The organism is Pseudomonas sp. B21-017, from assembly GCF_024749245.1.
Classification (GTDB): domain Bacteria; phylum Pseudomonadota; class Gammaproteobacteria; order Pseudomonadales; family Pseudomonadaceae; genus Aquipseudomonas.
This window is the reverse complement of the sequence record NZ_CP087194.1, coordinates 1,458,449-1,476,151: the sequence shown is the minus strand read 5'-3', so window position 1 is coordinate 1,476,151 and position 17,703 is coordinate 1,458,449. Positions and strand designations below refer to the sequence as shown.

Below are 17,703 nucleotides of genomic sequence, written 5' to 3'. Positions count from 1 at the left end.
CCACAAGGTCTGCGCAAAACCTGTGAGAGCGTGGTTGCCCGCGATTGTTTTTTTAAGGGTGAATTAAGTTGCGCTGTTTAACCTGATCCCACTTAAACAGCTCCTCCAAGGAAAGAACTTGATGAAAACCTTAACTGCCCTGTTCACCGCTGCTGCCCTGACCCTCACCGCAGGCCTGGCCCAAGCTGATGTTCGCGTCGACCAGATCCCCGAGTTGGTCAAAAGCGGCAAGATCAAACCCCTGGAAGAAATGAACCAGGCCGCGCTGAAGTTGCATCCGGGCGCCACGATTACCGATACCGACCTGGATAACCACTTCAACGGTTACGAATATGAAGTGGAACTGCGTCTGGCTGACAACACCGAATGGGACGTGGACTTCGATGCCGCCACTGGCAAGGTCCTGAGCAACAAACAAGACAAGTGACTCAACGGCAAAAAGCCGCACGATCTTCGGGTCGTGCGGCTTTTTTGCGTTCGGCGTAAGGCAAATCGCTGAAGTCATGAACGAAGTCGCGCCCTTTTGCGCAGGCCCGCTAGAATCCCTCAACACCACTCAGCATGTTGAAGCAGAGAACCACGGATATGGGGCAAACAGCGGCAGCAGACATCGCCACGATCGGCCGGATCAGCGCGGTGCCGGCGGTTCTTCAGGTGATCAGTGAGCTGACCGGGTTGCGGCTCGCCGCGGTGGCCCGCGTCATCGACAACACCTGGATCGCCTGCGCGGTGCTCGATCGACTGGATTTCGGCGTGCAAGTGGGCGATGAACTGCAGCTGGTCTCCACGCTAAGCGACGAAATTCGCCAGGGCCAGCACTCGGTGGTCATCGACAAGGTCAGTGAAGACCCGCTCAGCCGCGATCAGCACACGCCTCGCACCTGTCCATTCGAAAGCTACATTGCCGTGCCGATACTTCGCACCGACGGGCGCTTCTTCGGCACCCTCTGCGCCCTCGATCCTGATCCCGCGCCGCTCAGGTCCAGCACGATCCAGAGCACCATGGAATCCTTCGCCCGGATGCTCGCGCTGCAGATCGAGGCCGAAGAAAACCTGCAACGGACCGAAGCGGCGCCGATCAAGGAACATAAAACCACCGAACTGCGCGAACAGTTTATCGCCGTGCTCGGCCATGACCTGCGCAACCCCTTGTTCGCCATCAGCGCTGGCGCCGAAATGCTCCTGCGCAAACTCAAAGACCCGCCAAATGAGCAACGGGTGCGGCATATCCTCACCAGCGCCCGGCGTGCGACCAAACTGGTCGATGATGTGCTGGACTTCGCGCGCGGGTCATTGGGTCGCGGCATCCCGGTGAATATCGAGCCGTGCCCTGATTTGGGGGATGTGCTGCGGCATGTGATCGCCGAGATCCAGAGCATTCACCCCAAGCGCATTATTCAGTCGTCGATTGGCGACCTGAGCGACATTCATTGCGATCGCGAACGGGTTGCGCAGTTGCTGTCCAACCTGCTGGCGAATGCCGTTGTCCACGGCGATCCCGACGGCCCGGTCGAGGTCAGTGCGCAGGTCAACGAAGGGCACTTCATATTGAGCGTGAAAAACCACGGGCTGATTGCCGAGGATGCGCTGCAGCATCTGTTCCAGCCCTACTCGCGACCGACCGGCGGAACACCGCAGGCCGGCCTCGGGTTGGGGTTGTACATTGCCAATCAGATTGCGCTGGCCCATGGGGGGCAGCTTGATGTGAAATCGACGCAGTCCCATGGAACGGCGTTCATATTCACGTTGCCTTTGACGCGGTGACGACAGCCTCAATGTCTTAGACCGCGTTAGCGTGACTCACGGACGATTGGCTGTTAAACATCTCGACCTTGGCACGGAAAGAACTTGAGGTGGAGGTCGATCCATCCAGATGCTTGATCGTGTAGTAAGCCTCCGCAGCGACAGCCACCTGACTCAGCGCTCCTTTGTCCAAAGGAATGTGTATGGGAAAGAAATCACCTTGTCGATATTTGTGATAAGCAACCTCCACGTTGCCAAACTTCACGAAGATTTCTTCGCCCTCTACAAATTCTTCCCTTGCCGGGATGATTGCTTTCGGAATCACTGGGTCTGCTTCATCGACGAAAAAAATGATCGACTGTCCACCGACAACAGTCATAGGGTTCAATGTTTCGGTCATCGCAATGCTCCTTGTGAAAGTACTGGCACAGGTTCAGTTTGAGTAGGCGCGCCAAGGGATATCTAGCGCCGCGAGAAAAAAACTGTCTACTGTCAGAAATAACAGGTACCGCTGAAATCGGGCGTCTTGGTTGCAAGTACCCGATCAACGGCACACCGACCTTAACAAGGTGTACAGCTGTAATGCTTAAGGATCAGGCCGAGGTGCTGACCACCGAATCCGCCGTACTGCCACCTTCATCCTGCAACGCCTGTGTACCGACTCGGTAACCGATTCGATACACAATCCATTTCACTAGGCGCTCAACCGCGCCGTTACCTCATTCAATTGCCCTGACAGCCCATGCAGGTTGTGGCTGGCCGCTTCGGTGCGCTGCACGTTGTCCAGGTTGGTGCTGGCGATGCTGGTGATTTCGGTGAGGTTGCGCGAGATGTCTTCGGCCACTGAAGTCTGTTCTTCTGCGGCGGTGGCGATCTGGCGGTTCATGTCGCGAATGGCTTCCACGGCATGGGTGATCCGCTCGAGCATGGCGCCGGCCTGGGTCACTTGTTCGACGCTTTGCTCGCTGCGCGACTGGCCGCTTTCGATGGCCTGGGCCGCGTCCACCGCACCGGTTTGCACGGTTTGAATGATCTGGTTGATCTCGATGATCGACGCCGCCGTGCGCTGGGCCAGGCTGCGTACTTCATCAGCGACCACCGCAAAACCGCGCCCGGCTTCACCGGCACGGGCCGCTTCGATTGCCGCGTTGAGCGCCAGCAGGTTGGTCTGTTCGGCAATGCCGCGAATCACTTCCAGCACCTTGCCGATGCGCCCGCTGTCTTCTTCCAGGCGACGGATGACCGTGGCGGTGTTGGCGATTTCGCCACGCATTTGGGTGATGGTGTGAATGGTGCCCTGCATGACCTTCTCGCCTTGCTGGGCGGACTGGTCGGCATCGTCGGCCGCACGTGCCGCTTCGGCGGCGTGGCGCGCGACTTCTTGCGCGGTGGCGGACATTTCGTTCATCGCCGTGGCCACCTGATCGGTGCGATTGAACTGCTCGTTGGTGCCGCTGGCCATAAGGCCGGCAATCGAGTTCAGCTCACCGCTGGCACTGTCCAGGTCCGACGCGCTGCGCTGCAAACGACTGAAGGTTTCGGCGAGGAAATCGCGCAAGGTGTTGGCGGCCCTGGCCAGGTTGCCCAACTCGTCCTGACGGGTGCTGGCCACGCGCTCGGCGAACCGGCCCTGACTGAGTTGCGCCACGTAGTCGATCAGTTTGCGGATCGGCTCCACCAGGTTGCGATTGACCAGCCACAGACTCAACAAACCAATCAGCAGGCCCGACACCAGCATCACCGCGAGCCCCGACAACACCGTCTGATCGGCACTGGCACTGATCAATTTCGATTGTTCGACACTCTGCTTGCGCAGTTCGCCGACCAGTTCATTCATCTGCTCGCTGGCGGCGCGGTCCACGCCCTTGACCGCATTGTCGCCGGCCGCTGGGTCGGCACCGGCCGCCACGTAGGCATCACGGCCCTTCTGATACGCCGCACCTAATACACGATGCTCCTCACGCAGGCGTTCGATGCGGGTCTTGAGTTGCGGCTCCATACCCTTCTGCCCGGCCAGTTCACCAAGGATACCCTGCACATTGCGCTGCCCCTCCTCGAACTGCTTCCAGTATTTGTCCAGGTCCGCGGGTTGCTTGCCGCGCAGCAGGACGTTTTTCCACTCCTGAACCTGCACCTTGAATTGCAGGTTGGCTTCATCGATCAGTTGCGAGGTGTGCAACGGGCCTTCGATCAGGTTCGCGTAGTTCTGAACGCCGTTGGACAAAAAGTGAAAGCAGGCCAAAGCGATCAACAACATCGCCAACAGGCTGCCGCTCAACAGGGCGAGAATTTGTGCTCGAAGGGACTTTTGTAAAGACATCGGGAAGTACTCGAAACAGGAATGAGGCACGCGGATGAAGGCGTGAAAAGTATCCGGACATCCCTGTCTGCCACGTTGGCCCTTGGCCGAAGGCGCGCAAACGTAACCCAAGCGTGATCGGCGTTCCAGAGCGGTTCTTGAGGAAAATCCGACCATCGGTATCGCAATCGTTTGCGTACACCTTGCCGTCACAAAACCGTCATGAGCGCTTGCAATGATGAGGCTCAAGTGAACCTGTGAAACCCGCGACAGGCGCCTCCCCGCAGCGAGACTTCATGAACCACAGCATTGATCAACGCCATCGCGATTCCGACCTGTTCGGCCTGCTTTACGGTTTCAGTTTTCGCCCCGGCGAGCGCGGTCGAGAGATCGATTCGGCCAAGGCACTGCACTGCCTGCAACAACTGGACGACAGTGATGAGTTTCTCTGGCTGCACCTGAACCTGGCCCATGCGGCGTGCGAGCGCTGGATGAAAAGCCATCTGGAATTGCCCGACGAGTTTTTCGAAGCCTTGCACGAGGGGTCGCGTTCGACGCGCATCGAGCATGTCGATTCGGCGTTGCTGGCGGTGGTCAACGATGTGGTGTTCAACCTCAGTAGCATGGTTTCCTCGGATGTCTCGACGCTGTGGGTCTGCGCTCGCAGTCGGCTGATCATCAGCGCGCGCCTGCAACCGCTGCACTCGGTGGACAAGCTGCGCTCTTCGGTGAAGGCCGGTGAATGCTTTCGCTCACCGCTGGAATTGCTGGTGCATTTGCTGCGTGATCAGGGCGAAGTGCTGACGCAGATCGTGCGCAAGACCAGCCTCAGTGTCGATCAGATCGAAGATGAATTGCTGTCGTCGCGCCTGTCCACCAACCGCGCCGAACTGGGCGCCAACCGCCGGGTGCTGGTGCGCCTGCAACGGTTGCTGGCGCTGGAGCCGGGCTCGTTGCTGCGCCTGCTCAATCGCCCGCCGCAATGGTTGCAGAAGGAGGACGTCAAGGAGCTGCGCAAATCCACCGAGGAGTTTGCGCTGATCATCAACGACCTCACAGCCCTCGGTGAGCGGATCAAGCTGTTGCAGGAAGAAATCGCCGCCAACCTCAACGAACAGAGCAACCGCACGCTGTTCACCCTGACCGTGGTCACGGTGTTGGCGCTGCCGATCAACATCATTGCCGGTTTCTTCGGCATGAACGTCGGCGGGGTGCCGCTTGCCGGGGATCCGGAGGGGTTCTGGATTCTGGTGGCACTGGTGGCGACGTTTACCCTGATTGCCGGGCGCTGGGCGTTTCGTAAGCGGCGCGATTATTAAACCGTCCATCATCACCGATACCTTGTGGCGAGGGAGCTTGCTCCCGCTGGGCTGCGCAGCGGCCCCTATCCGGTTTATTCATTCAAACAGAATTCTCTGGTTTTACGACTGCTTCGCAGCCGAACGGGAGCAAGCTCCCTCGCCACAGGTATTTGCCTGCCTTAGCATCCGGCATCACAAAAAAACCAAACACTGACCCAGCGCAGTCTCACTGTAATATTTAGCAACGATCATGGCCGATACTCCTTCTCTGCTCAGGATTGTCCGGCATGGCTACGCCTTCCTTCACCGCCGCCTCCCAGGCGCCCGCCAGTGGCGCCAGGCCGCAGTTCGATAAAAAACCCGGCCTGCTCACCTTCGTGATGTTCTTTGCCGTGCTGGGCAGCGGGCTGTTGTTCACCGCCTACAGCCTGATGCACGACATGAGCGAACTCGGCACGGTGGTCACCACCTGGACGCCGTTTCTGCTGTTGGGCGTGGCACTGCTGATTGCCTTGGGCTTTGAGTTCGTCAACGGTTTTCACGACACTGCCAACGCCGTGGCGACGGTGATTTACACCCACTCCTTGCCACCGAATTTCGCCGTGGCCTGGTCCGGGTTCTTCAACTTCCTGGGGGTGTTGCTGTCGAGCGGCGCGGTGGCGTTCGGCATCATCGCCCTGCTGCCGGTGGAGCTGATTCTGCAGGTCGGCTCCTCCGCCGGTTTCGCGATGATCTTCGCCCTGTTGATCGCCGCCATCCTGTGGAACCTCGGCACCTGGTGGCTGGGTTTGCCGGCCTCTTCGTCGCACACCCTGATCGGTTCGATCATCGGTGTCGGCGTGGCCAATGCCTTGATGCACGGCCGCGACGGCACCAGTGGCGTGGACTGGGCCCAGGCAACCAAGGTCGGTTACGCGTTGCTGCTGTCGCCGCTGATCGGCTTCGCGTTTGCCGCGCTGTTGCTGCTGGCGTTGCGCGTCTTCGTCAAAAATCGCGCGCTGTACAAGGCGCCGAAGGGTAATACCCCGCCACCGTGGTGGATTCGCGGCATGTTGATTCTGACCTGCACCGGCGTGTCCTTCGCCCACGGCTCCAACGACGGCCAGAAAGGCATGGGCCTGATCATGCTGATTCTGGTGGGCACGCTGCCGATGGCGTATGCGCTGAACCGCACCATGCCGGCGGATCAGGCCTTGCAATTCGCCGCGGTGGCCGAAGTCACCCAGCAAGCCCTGATGAGAAACACACCACTGCCGATGCCCACCGATCCACGCCCGGTGCTGACCGACTACATGCGCAACAAGGAAGCCACCCCGCAACTGATCCCCGCCCTCGCCGCGCTGGCGGGCCAAATCGGTAACGAAGTGAAGGGTTACGGCTCTCTGTCGAAAGTCCCGGCCGAAGCGATGGGCAACGTGCGCAACGACATGTACCTGACCAGCGAAACCATTCGCCTGATGGACAAGAACAAGGTCGGCAACTTCGACACCGACACCACCGGCAAGCTGCAACTGTTCAAGCAACAGATCGACAACGCCACGCGGTTCATTCCGCTGTGGGTGAAAATCGCGGTGGCCATCGCCCTGGGGCTGGGCACCATGGTCGGCTGGAAACGCATCGTGGTGACGGTCGGCGAGAAAATCGGCAAGACGCACCTGACCTACGCCCAAGGCGCCTCGGCAGAAACCGTGGCGATGCTGACCATCGGCGCCGCCGACATGTTCGGCCTGCCGGTATCGACCACCCACGTGTTGTCTTCAGGCGTGGCCGGGACCATGGTCGCCAACGGTGGCGGCTTGCAGATGAAGACCATCCGCAACCTGCTGATGGCCTGGGTACTGACCTTGCCGGCGGCGATTGTGTTGTCGGGCAGTTTGTATTGGTTGTTCACCAAGTTTTTCTGATCAACCTGAACACCCACTCCCTGTAGGCGCGAGGCTTGCCCGCGAAGAATGCACCGCGGTCTACCCGAATGACCGCGTTATCGTTCTTCGCGGGCAAGCCTCGCTCCTACAGGGATTTTTTTGCCCGGCGAAAGCATTTCGTCGCAAATTCATGGGATTAATCGTTTATTGATCCCTCTCCCGCCGGATAGCACTTCAGTTTGCTACCGTGTTGCCGACTATTAAGAGACTCGATGTATTCAGGAGGGGAACCGTGAATCTGTATATCAATCAGCTTCAGAAGAAAGCTGACTTCAAAGAAGCCATCTACGCAGGCGACATCTTCCTGAACACTCAGCTACGCACGGCCAAAGAATTGTGTGCGTTTGCCCAAGAAAGCATCACTGCCGCCTTCGACGGCGAGACCAATCACCAGGCGCTGCACACGTTGATGCCGGTGGAAGAATTCGTGGTCCTGGTCACTCGCCTCAAGAGCCAGTTCACTAACAGCCAACGCGCCAAGGACTTGATTCTGGGCTTCATCGATGAAATCGGTGTCGACCCTCGCGAGTACATTTTCGACGTGCCACGAATCCGCGTAGTGCCTAACTTCGACTACCTGCATGCCGGCGTCAGCTATGCCTACAAACCCCATCGCGACACCTGGTACGGCGGCGTCGACTGTCAGATCAACACCTGGATGCCGGTGCATACCATCAGCCCTGACCAGACCATGATGATCAATGGCGGTTATTTCGACCTACCGGTGAAGAACACTTCAAAGGATTGGAGCCTGTCCGACTGGATCAACAACCAGCGTCATCGAGCCAAGGAAAACCTCAAGGAGGAAGTACGGGTACACCCGGTTCCACTGGAAGAGATCAATACTTCTTCGGAAATCCGCGTGGCCGGCAACATGGGCGACATGCTGATTTTTTCCGGTTCTCACCTGCATGGTACGGTTCCCAACTACACGCAACAGACCCGCTTCAGTGTGGACTTCCGCCTGATGCACCTTGACGACCTCAAGCACAAGCGCGGGGCGATCAACGTCGACAGCGCCTGCCCGGACGTCGGTGCAGGGTTCAACGATTATTTCCACGCTCACGACTTTTCGAAATTCCAAGGAATCCAGCAATGACCAAGCGTCGCATTACGCCCGCCGAGGCTCAATACAACGAAACCCGTGCCAATGTCCTGAAACGGGTCGACGCCGAGTATGTGGCCGACGCGCCATTTGTCTTCGCCCACCGCATCGGCGTGACCGCTGCACTGTCGCGCATGGAGCTGTTCAAGAAAGTCGCCGAAATCCCTGGCGCGATCATTGAATGCGGCGTGTACAAGGGCAACTCGCTGATGCTCTACATGCACCTGTCGATGATTCTGGAACCCTACGCGATCAACCGGTCGATCATCGGCTTCGACACCTTCGAAGGCTTCCAGAGTATCGACAAGAAAGAAGACCCGGCGGACGTCAACGAGACCATGTTCTCCGACACCGACCAGTCGCTGATCCAGGACATGATCGACGCCAACGACCTGTTGCGCCCGGTCAACCGTATCCCGCGCTGCGAGCTGGTCAAAGGCGACATCGTCAAGACTGTGCCGGAGTGGGTCCAGACGCGTCCGGACCTGGTGGTGGCGATGCTGATCCTCGACACCGACCTGTACGAGTCGACCAAAGTCGCTCTGGAAACCTTCCTGCCGTACATGCCAAAAGGCGCGATCGTAGTGCTCGACGAAGTCGCCTATCGCAACTTCCCCGGCGAAACCAAAGCCCTGCGCGAAGTGCTCGACCTGAACAAGATCGAACTCAAGCGCCTGCCGTTCGATTCGTGCGTGGGCTACTTCCACGTTTGATGCACAAGTTCCTGTAAACAAAGATCAAAAGATCGCAGCCGAAGGCTGCGATCTTTGCTTTTACCCTTCCAACGCCCTGCGCACCATCAACCGCTCCCGCACCACGTCGTAACCCCAGTGATACACGTAGGTGTACGGCAGGAAAAACAGCAGCACGCCGATGTCAAGCAGGAACGCCTGCCACAGGCTGATCTTCAGCCACCAGGCAATCAACGGCACCCCAAACGCCACCAGCCCGCCTTCGAACAACAGCGCATGCACCACGCGGACCCAAGCGTTACGCACAATGGCGAAGCGCTTGAGCATGCGGTCGAACAGGCCGTTGAAGACCACGTTCCAGGCCAGGGCAAGGGCTGCAATCGCCATGGTTGCCACGCCCATTTCCAACATGGGTTTGTCCATGATCCAGGCCAGCAGCGGAGTACAGATCAATATCGCCAGCAGCTCGAAACCGATGGCCTGGAAGATGCGTTCAGTGATGGATTTGTTGGCGTTCATGGCCAGACTCCCTGAGTGACTGTGGTTGCCATGATCCGTCATCGAACCGATACTTCATAACCAATAACCATCGATCAAGGCGATAGTTCATGGCTTCCCACGAAGTGTTGCTGGCGTTTGTTGAGGCCGCGACCCAAGGCTCGTTTTCCGCCGCGGCGCGCAAGCTCGGGCGCAGTCAGTCGACCATCAGCGCCGCCGTGGCGAGCCTGGAAATCGACCTGAACCTTGTCCTCTTCGACCGCAGCAGCCGCAAGCCGAGCCTGACCCCGGCCGGGCACGTCATGCTGCAACGGGCCGAGGAGATTCTGGCCGCCACCAGCCGTCTGGAAATGACCGCCAGCCAACTGTCCCAAGGCATCGAGCCAAAGTTGACCGTGGCGATTTCCGACACTTACCAGTCCGACCGTTTCGAAGCGGCGCTCAGTGCTTTCGAGCAGCGTTACCCGGACCTGGAACTTGAATGCCTGATCGCCGAATGCGATGACCTGGTAGCACTGGTACAACGCGGCCGCGCGCACGTCGCCTTCGCCGAAATGCAGGACAGCTACCCGCCGGATCTGGTCAGTTCGACGGTGGACGAGCGCACGGAAATCGCCCTGTTCGTGTCCCACGCGCACCCATTGGCGACGCTGAACGACATCGATCAGGACGTGCTGCAACAGCACCGCGAACTGCGTCTGGCGACGATCGTCAATCCGTATGAAAGCCGCGCGAAGGGGCGGGTCTGGTCGGCGCCAAGTTACCTGATGCTGCTGGAAATGGCCCAGGGCGGGTTCGGCTGGGCACCGTTGCCGCGATGGCTGGTGGGACGGTTCGGGGCTGGTTCGTTGGTGGAATTGAAAGTGCGCGGCTGGCCGAAACCGGTGTATGTCGATGCGCTGTGGTCGCGTTTGCACCCGCCGGGGCCAGCGGGGAGTTGGTTATTGGGCAAGATGCTGGAATGAAGGTCCTGCGGACCTTATCGCGGGCAAGCCACGCTCCCACAGGATTGAGGCGATCACACCTTTGCGATTCGATACAATCCTGTGGGAGCGTGGCTTGCCCGCGATGGGGCCATTGAAATCACATCACTCCAACGCCCGGAGCCGTCCCTCGATAAACCGCCGCTCCGGCACCTGCTGTGTCAATTCCAGCGCCCGTTGATACGCCGCTCGCGCCTCTTCCACCCTTCCCAACTGCCGGCAAAACTCTGCCCGTGCCGAATGCGCCAGGTGGTAATCCAGCAACTCGCCCCGGGCCAGAATCCCTTCGATCAACGTCAGCCCTGCCTGTGGGCCATCGCGCCTGGACAGCGCCGCCGCGCGGTTCAGTTCGATCACCGGCGACGGCACCGCCCGCAGCAGCACGTCGTACAGACCGACAATCTGTGCCCAGTCCGTCTCTGCCGCCGAGGGCGCTTCGGCATGCACCGCGGCAATCGCCGCTTGCAGGCAATAAGGCCCGAAGCGCCTTGTCGTCAACGCCCGCTCAATCAAGGCGCAGCCTTCGGCAATCAGCTCGGCGTTCCACAACGAGCGATCCTGTTCATCCAGCACAATCAGCTCACCGCTCGCGGAGGTCCTGGCCGGGCGCCGGGACTCATGCAACAGCATCAGCGCCAGCAGCCCCATCACCTCCGGTTCAGGCAACAGCTCCATCAACAACCGACCGAGACGAATCGCTTCGCGCGTCAGGTCTTCACGGATCAGCTCGTTGCCGATGGACGCCGAATACCCTTCGTTGAACACTAGGTAAATCACCCGCAACACGCTGTCGAGTCGCTCGGGCAGTTCCGTCAGGGTGGGCACTTGGTATGGGATTTTCGCGTCACGGATCTTGGCCTTGGCGCGCACGATGCGCTGAGCGATGGTGGCCGGTGCCGAGAGGAAAGCCCGGGCGATTTCTTCCGTGGTCAGGTCGCAGACTTCACGCAGGGTCAGCGGCACTTGAGCGTCCGCCGCCAGTGCCGGGTGACAACAGGTGAAGATCAGGCGCAGGCGATCGTCTTCCACGTCTTCGTCACTCCAGTCGGCCTGCTCCAGCGCCTCCAGTTGAGCGATCAACAACGGCCGGGACGCGTTAAAACGCGCGCGCCGACGCAACACATCGATGGCCTTGAAACGGCCAGTAGACACCAGCCAGGTACGCGGATTGTCCGGCACGCCGTCGCGCTGCCAGCGCTCGACCGCGACGAAGAACGCCTCGTGCAGCGCTTCTTCGGCGAGATCGAAATCGCCGAGCAAGCGGATCAGGGTCGCCAGGATTCGCCGCGACTCATCGCGATAAACCTGCTCGACTTGCGCCCGTACCGATTCGCCCGGCATCAGTCCGGCATGCCTGGGGCCATTTTTCGCTGGACGGATTGCACACTCATAAAAGAACTCCTGTTGTGATAGTTATTCAGACATTCAACTGGCGAACGGGCCGCACCTCGACGCAGCCGACCCGGGCCGCCGGAATGTTACCGGCGACCTGGAGGGCTTCATTGAGGTCCTTGGCATCGATCAGGTAGAAGCCGGCCAACTGCTCCTTGGTTTCAGCGAACGGGCCGTCGGTGATCGACATTTTGCCGTTGCGCATGCGCACGGTGGTCGCGGTCTGCACCGACTCCAGCGCTTCGGCGGCGATCATCCGGCCACTGCCCTGGATCGACTCGGCATAGGCCATGCACTCGGCGTCGTTGGGGCTTTCGGGCAGCGAGTGCAATTCATGCTCGTTGCTGTAGACCAGGCATAGATACTTCATGGGACTCTCCATTTCAGGCGGCTTTGCCGTGACCGAACTGATCAACTATGGCTGTCGATTGGCGCTTTGGCGCTGCTTTCCGATAAACAACCCGACCATCAGGGTTCCAGGTTGAACAGCGCCGCGCCGCTGGTCATGTCGAACGGAGCCGACCAGTGTTCGTGGACGATCTGCCAGAGCCCCGCTTCCTGCCGATAGCACGCGGTGACGCGCATCCAGCAAGCCTGGGTTTCACCCTTTTCATTGGTGCCGCCGCAATGCGCCAGCCAGTGAGCGAAAGCGATCTCCTGCGACGGCACGACGTTGATTTCATGGAACTCGAAAATATGCGGGCCGGGGCACATCTCCATGCATTCCTGCCAATGCGCACGGTAGGCCGCCTTGCCCTTGAATTGCAGGGCTTTGACGGCATCGAAGGAGACGATGTCGTCGGCGTACAGGGCCATGACCTTTTCCACATCCTTGGCGATGACCGCCTGACGGTAGTTCTCGATCAAGTTATGGATTTGTGTCTGAGCGTTCATGAGGGTTCTCCACGTTTTTTGTTGAAGACACCTTTAGTCGTCTGGCGAAAAGCCAAATCGACAACCGAAATAAAAATAATCCATGGAGGCAAACTCGCTAGAATCCGAGGCTCATTTGTGTTGGAAAAAGGACACTCCAGTGACAGCCCGACTCGTGCCTTACGAAAGCCTGAACGCCTTGCAGCGCCGACAGGTCGAGGCCATCGAAATCCACGCCGAACAGATCAGATTCTCCGGCGACATCCACGGTGCATTGCACACCTTGCTGTCCAAACCGGGGCCTGGCGTCAAAGGCTTTGCTCTGCTGGCCGAAGAGGTTCCGGTGGCCTTCCTGCTGCTCAAGCGCCCGCCGGTGCTGCCGGCCTGGGCCGACGAACACAGCGCCACCCTGCACGCCCTGCAAGTCGATCACCGCGCCCAGGGCAAAGGTTACGGCAAGGCCTGCCTGCAAGCCCTGCCCGAGGTTGCGCGCCAGGCCTGGCCGGAGATCAAGGGGCTGGAGTTATCGGTGGATGCCGACAATGAATCGGCCATCGCGCTGTATGCCAAATACGGTTTTGTCGACAGCGGCGAAGCGTACAAAGGCCGGATCGGTTACGAACGACGGATGGGACTGGTTTTCTGATTCATGGAGGGATGAACGAATGTTGAACTCAATCGAAGCGCTGGAAGCGATCTACGGCCTGCCCCATGAGCGCGCGGTGCGCAAGCAGATCCCGTTTTTGAACGAGGACTATCAGGCGATGGTCCGCGCCTCGCCGCTGGTGATTATCAGCTCGGTCGGCCCCGACGGCATGGACGGCTCACCGCGCGGCGATACGCGGGGTTTTGTGCGGATCATCGATGAGCGCACGCTGGCGATCCCGGATCGCCCCGGCAACAACCGCATCGACACGCTGCGCAATGTCGTGCTCGACTCGCGGGTATCGCTGCTGTTCATCATTCCGGGGATCGGCGAGACGCTGCGGGTCAACGGCACGGCGCAGATCAGCGCCGAGCCCGCATTGCTGGAGAGTTTTGCCGTCAATGGCAAACCGGCGCGCACGGTAATGCTGGTGACGGTGGAAGCGGCGTATTTCCATTGTTCGAAAGCGATTGTTCGTTCGGATTTGTGGAACCCCGAGCGCTACCTCGACCGCTCTGCCCTACCGACCGCCGGCGCGTTTCACAAACGGCTGAACGATGGGCAGTTCGATGCCGAGACGTATGACCGGGAAGCACCGGCCAGGGTGCGCGATAGTCTCTATTAGAGGATTGGTCGTTACCACGCTCTGCGTTGGAACAATCAATCAGAGGGTGAGCACCATCTCATGCCACGCCATCCCGCCATGGTCGGACGCCGAAGGCTTGATATAGACAAACCCAAACCCGGCATACAGCGCAATGTGCCGCTCTTTGCACATCAGGTGGATGCTGGCCTTGTTCAGTGCGCGCATGCGCTGGATGAATTCACCCATCAAGCGTTTTGCCAGGCCTTGCCCCTGATAATCCGGATGCACCACCACCGACATGATCACCACATGCGGGCCGGCCGGGTCGTGGCCGATCAGTTCCTTGAACGCCTCGTCCGACATTTCCACCTCGAACGCCGCACCGGAATTGACGAAACCGGCTACAACGCCATCCACTTCGGCGACGATGAAGCCCTCGGGCCAAGTGGCGATGCGGGTGGCGATTTTCTCGCGGGTGGCGGCTTCGTCGCCTTCGTAGGCAACGGTTTCGATGGCGTAGCAACGGTCCAGGTCAGCGGGAATGACGTGGCGGATGACGGTGTTCATGGCAGCTCGGAATCGGCGGGGGAAAGGCTGGGATCATAAATTAATAAGGTGTTCATATCGATCACGACAAGTGCCGTAAAGCCTTCGTATAGGCACTTTCATTGCGCGTCTCCCGGGGCTATTTGTGTTGCCTGTCTCTAGTCACCATGAGGGGAATACACCATGAGCAGCGTCCAAATCGGTCTTCTTATGCTGTTGGGCATCAGCACGTTCGGCTTCGTTTCTTTGGCGATCGACCTGTTGCGGGCGCGACGGGTGAACAAGGGAAAATAGTGCCCGCAGGACATGCAGAGGCGGCCGGTTGAGCCGCCTCTGCAAATGTGATCAGGACTTGATCGGCAGCCAGATTTCCAGCACGCCGGTATTGAGCTTCGGGTTGAAGTCTTCGCTGTAGCGTTCGAACTCCGGGGCATCCGCTGCCTCGTGACCGGACTGCGGCAACCAGGTGTTCCAGATGTACTGAAAGGTCTGGGGCAAGGTATCCAGCGAGCCCTTGTGCTCGAACACCGCGTAATACTGGGGCTGAATCTCGACCCAGCGGTATTTCTCGGGCAGGTCGTCGAGCTTGCTGATCTCGACGCCGGCGATGTATTCAAAACCGCCCTTGCCGTCCGGGTTGCAGCAAACGCCGTAGGTCACTTCGCCCTTTTGCCCGGGAACATTGCCGATGTGGGGAACGAATTTATCCCAGAGCTCGGGAATCTTGCCGGCCGTCTCTTGGGTAAATCGCCCGCCAAGCCCCGCTATGAGCATGAAGTGCCCATTTTCGAAGCGTGGTTCTGCCGGTTCGACGCGTTTTTGCTCATCCATGACTCGACTCCTGGGAACGAAAAAGATGGGTTCGGCTGGGAGTATAGAAGCCAAACCCGATTCGCCCAGTCAGAGCCCTGGAAGCTGCCCGCCGGTGGGCGCACCGACAAACTCGTTGTAACCCGAAAGAATCACGTACACCGCGAAATAGCAGAAGATCGCGGCCGATGCCATGTAGGAATAACGCAGCAGTTTGTCTCCGAGCAGCTTGCCGCCATGGCTCGCCGCAAAGCACAGCGTGACGCACCAGAGAATTCCCGCACAGAGAAATCCACCGAGAAACAACGCCGAGCTGAGGGTGCCGCCGCCACCGGAGCGGGCAATCAGGGTGCCGCCCACCGCGGCGAACCAGAGAATCGCACTGGGCGACGACATGGCGAGGAAAATCCCCCGCAAGAACTCTTTGCGATGGGAGTTGTGGCCAACGTCGGCGGTCTCGGCCAACACGGCACTGTGGTAGATCGCCGAATGAATCATCTTCGCCGCGAAGTACAGCAGCAACGCCGACCCGCCGATCCACAACACCCAACGCACGGTTTCGTATTGCAGCAATACGGTCATGCCGGCCAGTGCCAGCACTGCGTAAATCAGGTCGCCGACGCAAGTCCCCAGCCCCAGGGCAAAACCCTGGAAATAGCCGCGCTGCATCGCCAGCGTGATCATCGCGATATTGGCCACGCCGATGTCCAGGCACAGCGAAAGGCTGAGCAGGAAGCCACTGGTAAATTCCATCAACCCGTTTCCTTCGGAAAAAATTGTTTACGTAGAGGCTGGACAGTTTGCCATACCTGCCCTTACATTCCGCCACAGGCCACCGCAGTGGCCAGCGTCGCTCGGACGGTTCCGGGCGCTTACGTTATTCGAGGCAACAATGGCCGAACAAGGTTCGCCGCGCCGCTTTGCGCGCATAGATCGACTCCCCCCTTACGTTTTCAACATCACTGCCGAGCTGAAGATGGCCGCCCGTCGTCGTGGCGAAGACATCATCGACTTGAGCATGGGCAACCCCGACGGCGCCACGCCGCCGCACATCGTCGAAAAACTGGTCACCGTCGCCCAGCGCGAAGACACCCACGGCTACTCCACGTCCAAAGGGATTCCGCGCCTGCGCCGGGCGATTTCCAATTGGTACAAGGATCGCTACCAGGTTGATATCGACCCGGAAAACGAAGCCATCGTCACCATCGGTTCCAAGGAAGGCCTGGCGCATTTGATGCTGGCCACCCTCGACCAGGGCGACACCGTGCTGGTGCCGAACCCGAGCTACCCGATTCACATCTACGGTGCCGTGATTGCCGGCGCCCAGGTGCGGTCGGTGCCGCTGATCCCTGGCGTGGATTTCTTCGCCGAGCTGGAACGGGCGATTCGCGGTTCGATTCCGAAACCGAAGATGATGATCCTGGGCTTTCCGTCCAACCCCACCGCCCAGTGCGTGGAGCTGGACTTCTTCGAGCGGGTGATCGCCCTCGCCAAACAGTACGACGTTCTGGTGGTGCACGACCTGGCCTACGCCGACATCGTCTACGACGGCTGGAAAGCCCCGTCGATCATGCAAGTGCCCGGCGCCAAGGACATCGCGGTGGAGTTTTTCACCCTGTCCAAGAGTTACAACATGGCGGGCTGGCGCATCGGCTTCATGGTCGGTAACCCGGAGCTGGTCAACGCTCTGGCGCGGATCAAGAGCTACCACGACTACGGCACCTTCACCCCGCTGCAGGTCGCGGCCATCGCGGCGCTGGAAGGCGATCAGCAATGCGTGCGCGACATTGCCGAACAGTATCGCCAGCGTCGCAACGTGCTGGTCAAAGGCTTGCATGAATTGGGCTGGATGGTCGAGAACCCGAAGGCGTCGATGTATGTCTGGGCCAAGATTCCCGAGGCGTATGCACACCTGGGCTCGCTGGAATTCGCCAAGAAACTGCTGGCCGAGGCCAAGGTTTGCGTCTCGCCGGGTGTCGGGTTTGGTGAGTACGGGGACGATCATGTGCGCTTCGCGCTGATCGAAAACCAGGACCGGATTCGTCAGGCCGTACGCGGAATTCGCGGGATGTTTCGGGCGGATGGGTTGGTCACCAAAACCAACGCCTGACACACAAAACCCTGTGAGAACAAACATCTGTGGCGAGGGAGCTTGCTCCCGCTGGGGCGCGAAGCGGCCCCAAAACCAATCACCATGTTTTTTTCAGATAGAACACGGTGGACGGATTTACGACTGCTACGCAGCCGAGCGGGAGCAAGCTCCCTCGCCACAAAAAGCTTGCTCGACATTGGGTTAGATCTCAC

Annotated in this window: 19 protein-coding genes; 10 read left to right on the top strand and 9 right to left on the bottom strand. The window is 59.4% G+C overall.

Annotation, left to right across the window (positions count from 1 at the left end; translation table 11 throughout):
* Positions 1–121 precede the first annotated feature (121 nt).
* Positions 122–427, top strand: a complete 306-nt coding sequence (locus LOY28_RS06495; protein WP_007934833.1) for a PepSY domain-containing protein — start codon at positions 122–124, stop codon at positions 425–427.
* Positions 428–585: 158 nt separating this feature from the next.
* Positions 586–1,764 (top strand): GAF domain-containing sensor histidine kinase, encoded by a 1,179-nt coding sequence (locus LOY28_RS06490; protein WP_258613232.1) that lies wholly within the window; start codon positions 586–588, stop codon positions 1,762–1,764.
* 16 nt (positions 1,765–1,780) lie between these two features.
* Here the strand turns inward: LOY28_RS06490 and LOY28_RS06485 are convergent, their stop codons facing one another.
* Both LOY28_RS06485 and LOY28_RS06480 read right to left on the bottom strand, forming a co-directional pair.
* On the bottom strand, positions 1,781–2,143 hold the full coding sequence (locus tag LOY28_RS06485; RefSeq protein WP_018926420.1) for a hypothetical protein: 363 nt from the start codon (positions 2,141–2,143) through the stop codon (positions 1,781–1,783).
* A gap of 294 nt (positions 2,144–2,437) precedes the next feature.
* Positions 2,438–4,063: a methyl-accepting chemotaxis protein gene (locus LOY28_RS06480; protein WP_018926422.1), complete on the bottom strand. Its 1,626-nt coding sequence runs from the start codon at positions 4,061–4,063 to the stop codon at positions 2,438–2,440.
* Positions 4,064–4,338: 275 nt separating this feature from the next.
* Between LOY28_RS06480 and LOY28_RS06475 the strand changes: the two genes are divergently transcribed.
* The 4 genes from LOY28_RS06475 to LOY28_RS06460 all read left to right on the top strand — a co-directional run bounded on the left by LOY28_RS06475 (position 4,339) and on the right by LOY28_RS06460 (position 9,086).
* Positions 4,339–5,361, top strand: a complete 1,023-nt coding sequence (locus tag LOY28_RS06475; protein WP_018926423.1) for a transporter — start codon at positions 4,339–4,341, stop codon at positions 5,359–5,361.
* Between the two features lie 269 nt (positions 5,362–5,630).
* Positions 5,631–7,247, top strand: coding sequence for an inorganic phosphate transporter (locus LOY28_RS06470; protein WP_018926424.1), 1,617 nt, complete (start codon positions 5,631–5,633; stop codon positions 7,245–7,247).
* Between the two features lie 253 nt (positions 7,248–7,500).
* On the top strand, positions 7,501–8,367 hold the full coding sequence (locus LOY28_RS06465) for a hypothetical protein (protein WP_138866930.1): 867 nt from the start codon (positions 7,501–7,503) through the stop codon (positions 8,365–8,367).
* A complete protein-coding gene (locus LOY28_RS06460) occupies positions 8,364–9,086 on the top strand; it encodes a TylF/MycF/NovP-related O-methyltransferase (protein ID WP_018926426.1) in 723 nt (240 codons plus the stop codon). The genes LOY28_RS06465 and LOY28_RS06460 overlap by 4 nt, the downstream gene beginning before the upstream one ends.
* A 60-nt stretch (positions 9,087–9,146) precedes the next feature.
* On the opposite strand, the gene LOY28_RS06455 is transcribed toward LOY28_RS06460, so the two are convergent.
* On the bottom strand, positions 9,147–9,584 hold the full coding sequence (locus LOY28_RS06455) for a multidrug/biocide efflux PACE transporter (protein WP_111454781.1): 438 nt from the start codon (positions 9,582–9,584) through the stop codon (positions 9,147–9,149).
* A gap of 89 nt (positions 9,585–9,673) precedes the next feature.
* Here LOY28_RS06455 and LOY28_RS06450 point away from each other — a divergent pair, with 89 nt between their 5' ends.
* Entirely contained in the window at positions 9,674–10,528 is an 855-nt protein-coding gene (locus tag LOY28_RS06450) for a LysR family transcriptional regulator (RefSeq protein WP_018926428.1), read from the top strand.
* A gap of 123 nt (positions 10,529–10,651) precedes the next feature.
* Here LOY28_RS06450 and LOY28_RS06445 read toward each other — a convergent pair whose 3' ends face one another.
* From LOY28_RS06445 to LOY28_RS06435, 3 genes are all read right to left on the bottom strand, one after another.
* Positions 10,652–11,887: an RNA polymerase sigma factor gene (locus LOY28_RS06445; RefSeq protein WP_018926429.1), complete on the bottom strand. Its 1,236-nt coding sequence runs from the start codon at positions 11,885–11,887 to the stop codon at positions 10,652–10,654.
* 76 nt (positions 11,888–11,963) lie between these two features.
* Complete coding sequence (locus tag LOY28_RS06440) at positions 11,964–12,308, bottom strand: YciI family protein (RefSeq protein ID WP_019651728.1); 345 nt, start codon at positions 12,306–12,308, stop codon at positions 11,964–11,966.
* Between the two features lie 98 nt (positions 12,309–12,406).
* The gene (locus LOY28_RS06435; protein ID WP_018926431.1) at positions 12,407–12,832 is read right to left on the bottom strand and encodes a nuclear transport factor 2 family protein; all 426 of its coding nucleotides are present in this window, start codon (positions 12,830–12,832) and stop codon (positions 12,407–12,409) included.
* Between the two features lie 139 nt (positions 12,833–12,971).
* Here LOY28_RS06435 and LOY28_RS06430 point away from each other — a divergent pair, with 139 nt between their 5' ends.
* Positions 12,972–13,457 (top strand): N-acetyltransferase, encoded by a 486-nt coding sequence (locus LOY28_RS06430; RefSeq protein WP_018926432.1) that lies wholly within the window; start codon positions 12,972–12,974, stop codon positions 13,455–13,457.
* Positions 13,458–13,476: 19 nt separating this feature from the next.
* A complete protein-coding gene (locus tag LOY28_RS06425; RefSeq protein WP_258613231.1) occupies positions 13,477–14,082 on the top strand; it encodes a pyridoxamine 5'-phosphate oxidase family protein in 606 nt (201 codons plus the stop codon).
* A gap of 39 nt (positions 14,083–14,121) precedes the next feature.
* Here LOY28_RS06425 and LOY28_RS06420 read toward each other — a convergent pair whose 3' ends face one another.
* The 3 genes from LOY28_RS06420 to LOY28_RS06410 form a co-directional block, all read right to left on the bottom strand.
* On the bottom strand, positions 14,122–14,610 hold the full coding sequence (locus LOY28_RS06420) for a GNAT family N-acetyltransferase (protein ID WP_018926433.1): 489 nt from the start codon (positions 14,608–14,610) through the stop codon (positions 14,122–14,124).
* 324 nt (positions 14,611–14,934) lie between these two features.
* A complete protein-coding gene (locus LOY28_RS06415; RefSeq protein WP_018926435.1) occupies positions 14,935–15,420 on the bottom strand; it encodes a GyrI-like domain-containing protein in 486 nt (161 codons plus the stop codon).
* 69 nt (positions 15,421–15,489) lie between these two features.
* On the bottom strand, positions 15,490–16,152 hold the full coding sequence (locus LOY28_RS06410) for a LysE family translocator (protein WP_258613230.1): 663 nt from the start codon (positions 16,150–16,152) through the stop codon (positions 15,490–15,492).
* Between the two features lie 139 nt (positions 16,153–16,291).
* Here LOY28_RS06410 and alaC point away from each other — a divergent pair, with 139 nt between their 5' ends.
* Complete coding sequence (alaC, locus tag LOY28_RS06405; protein WP_018926437.1) at positions 16,292–17,509, top strand: alanine transaminase; 1,218 nt, start codon at positions 16,292–16,294, stop codon at positions 17,507–17,509.
* Positions 17,510–17,703: the final 194 nt, after the last annotated feature.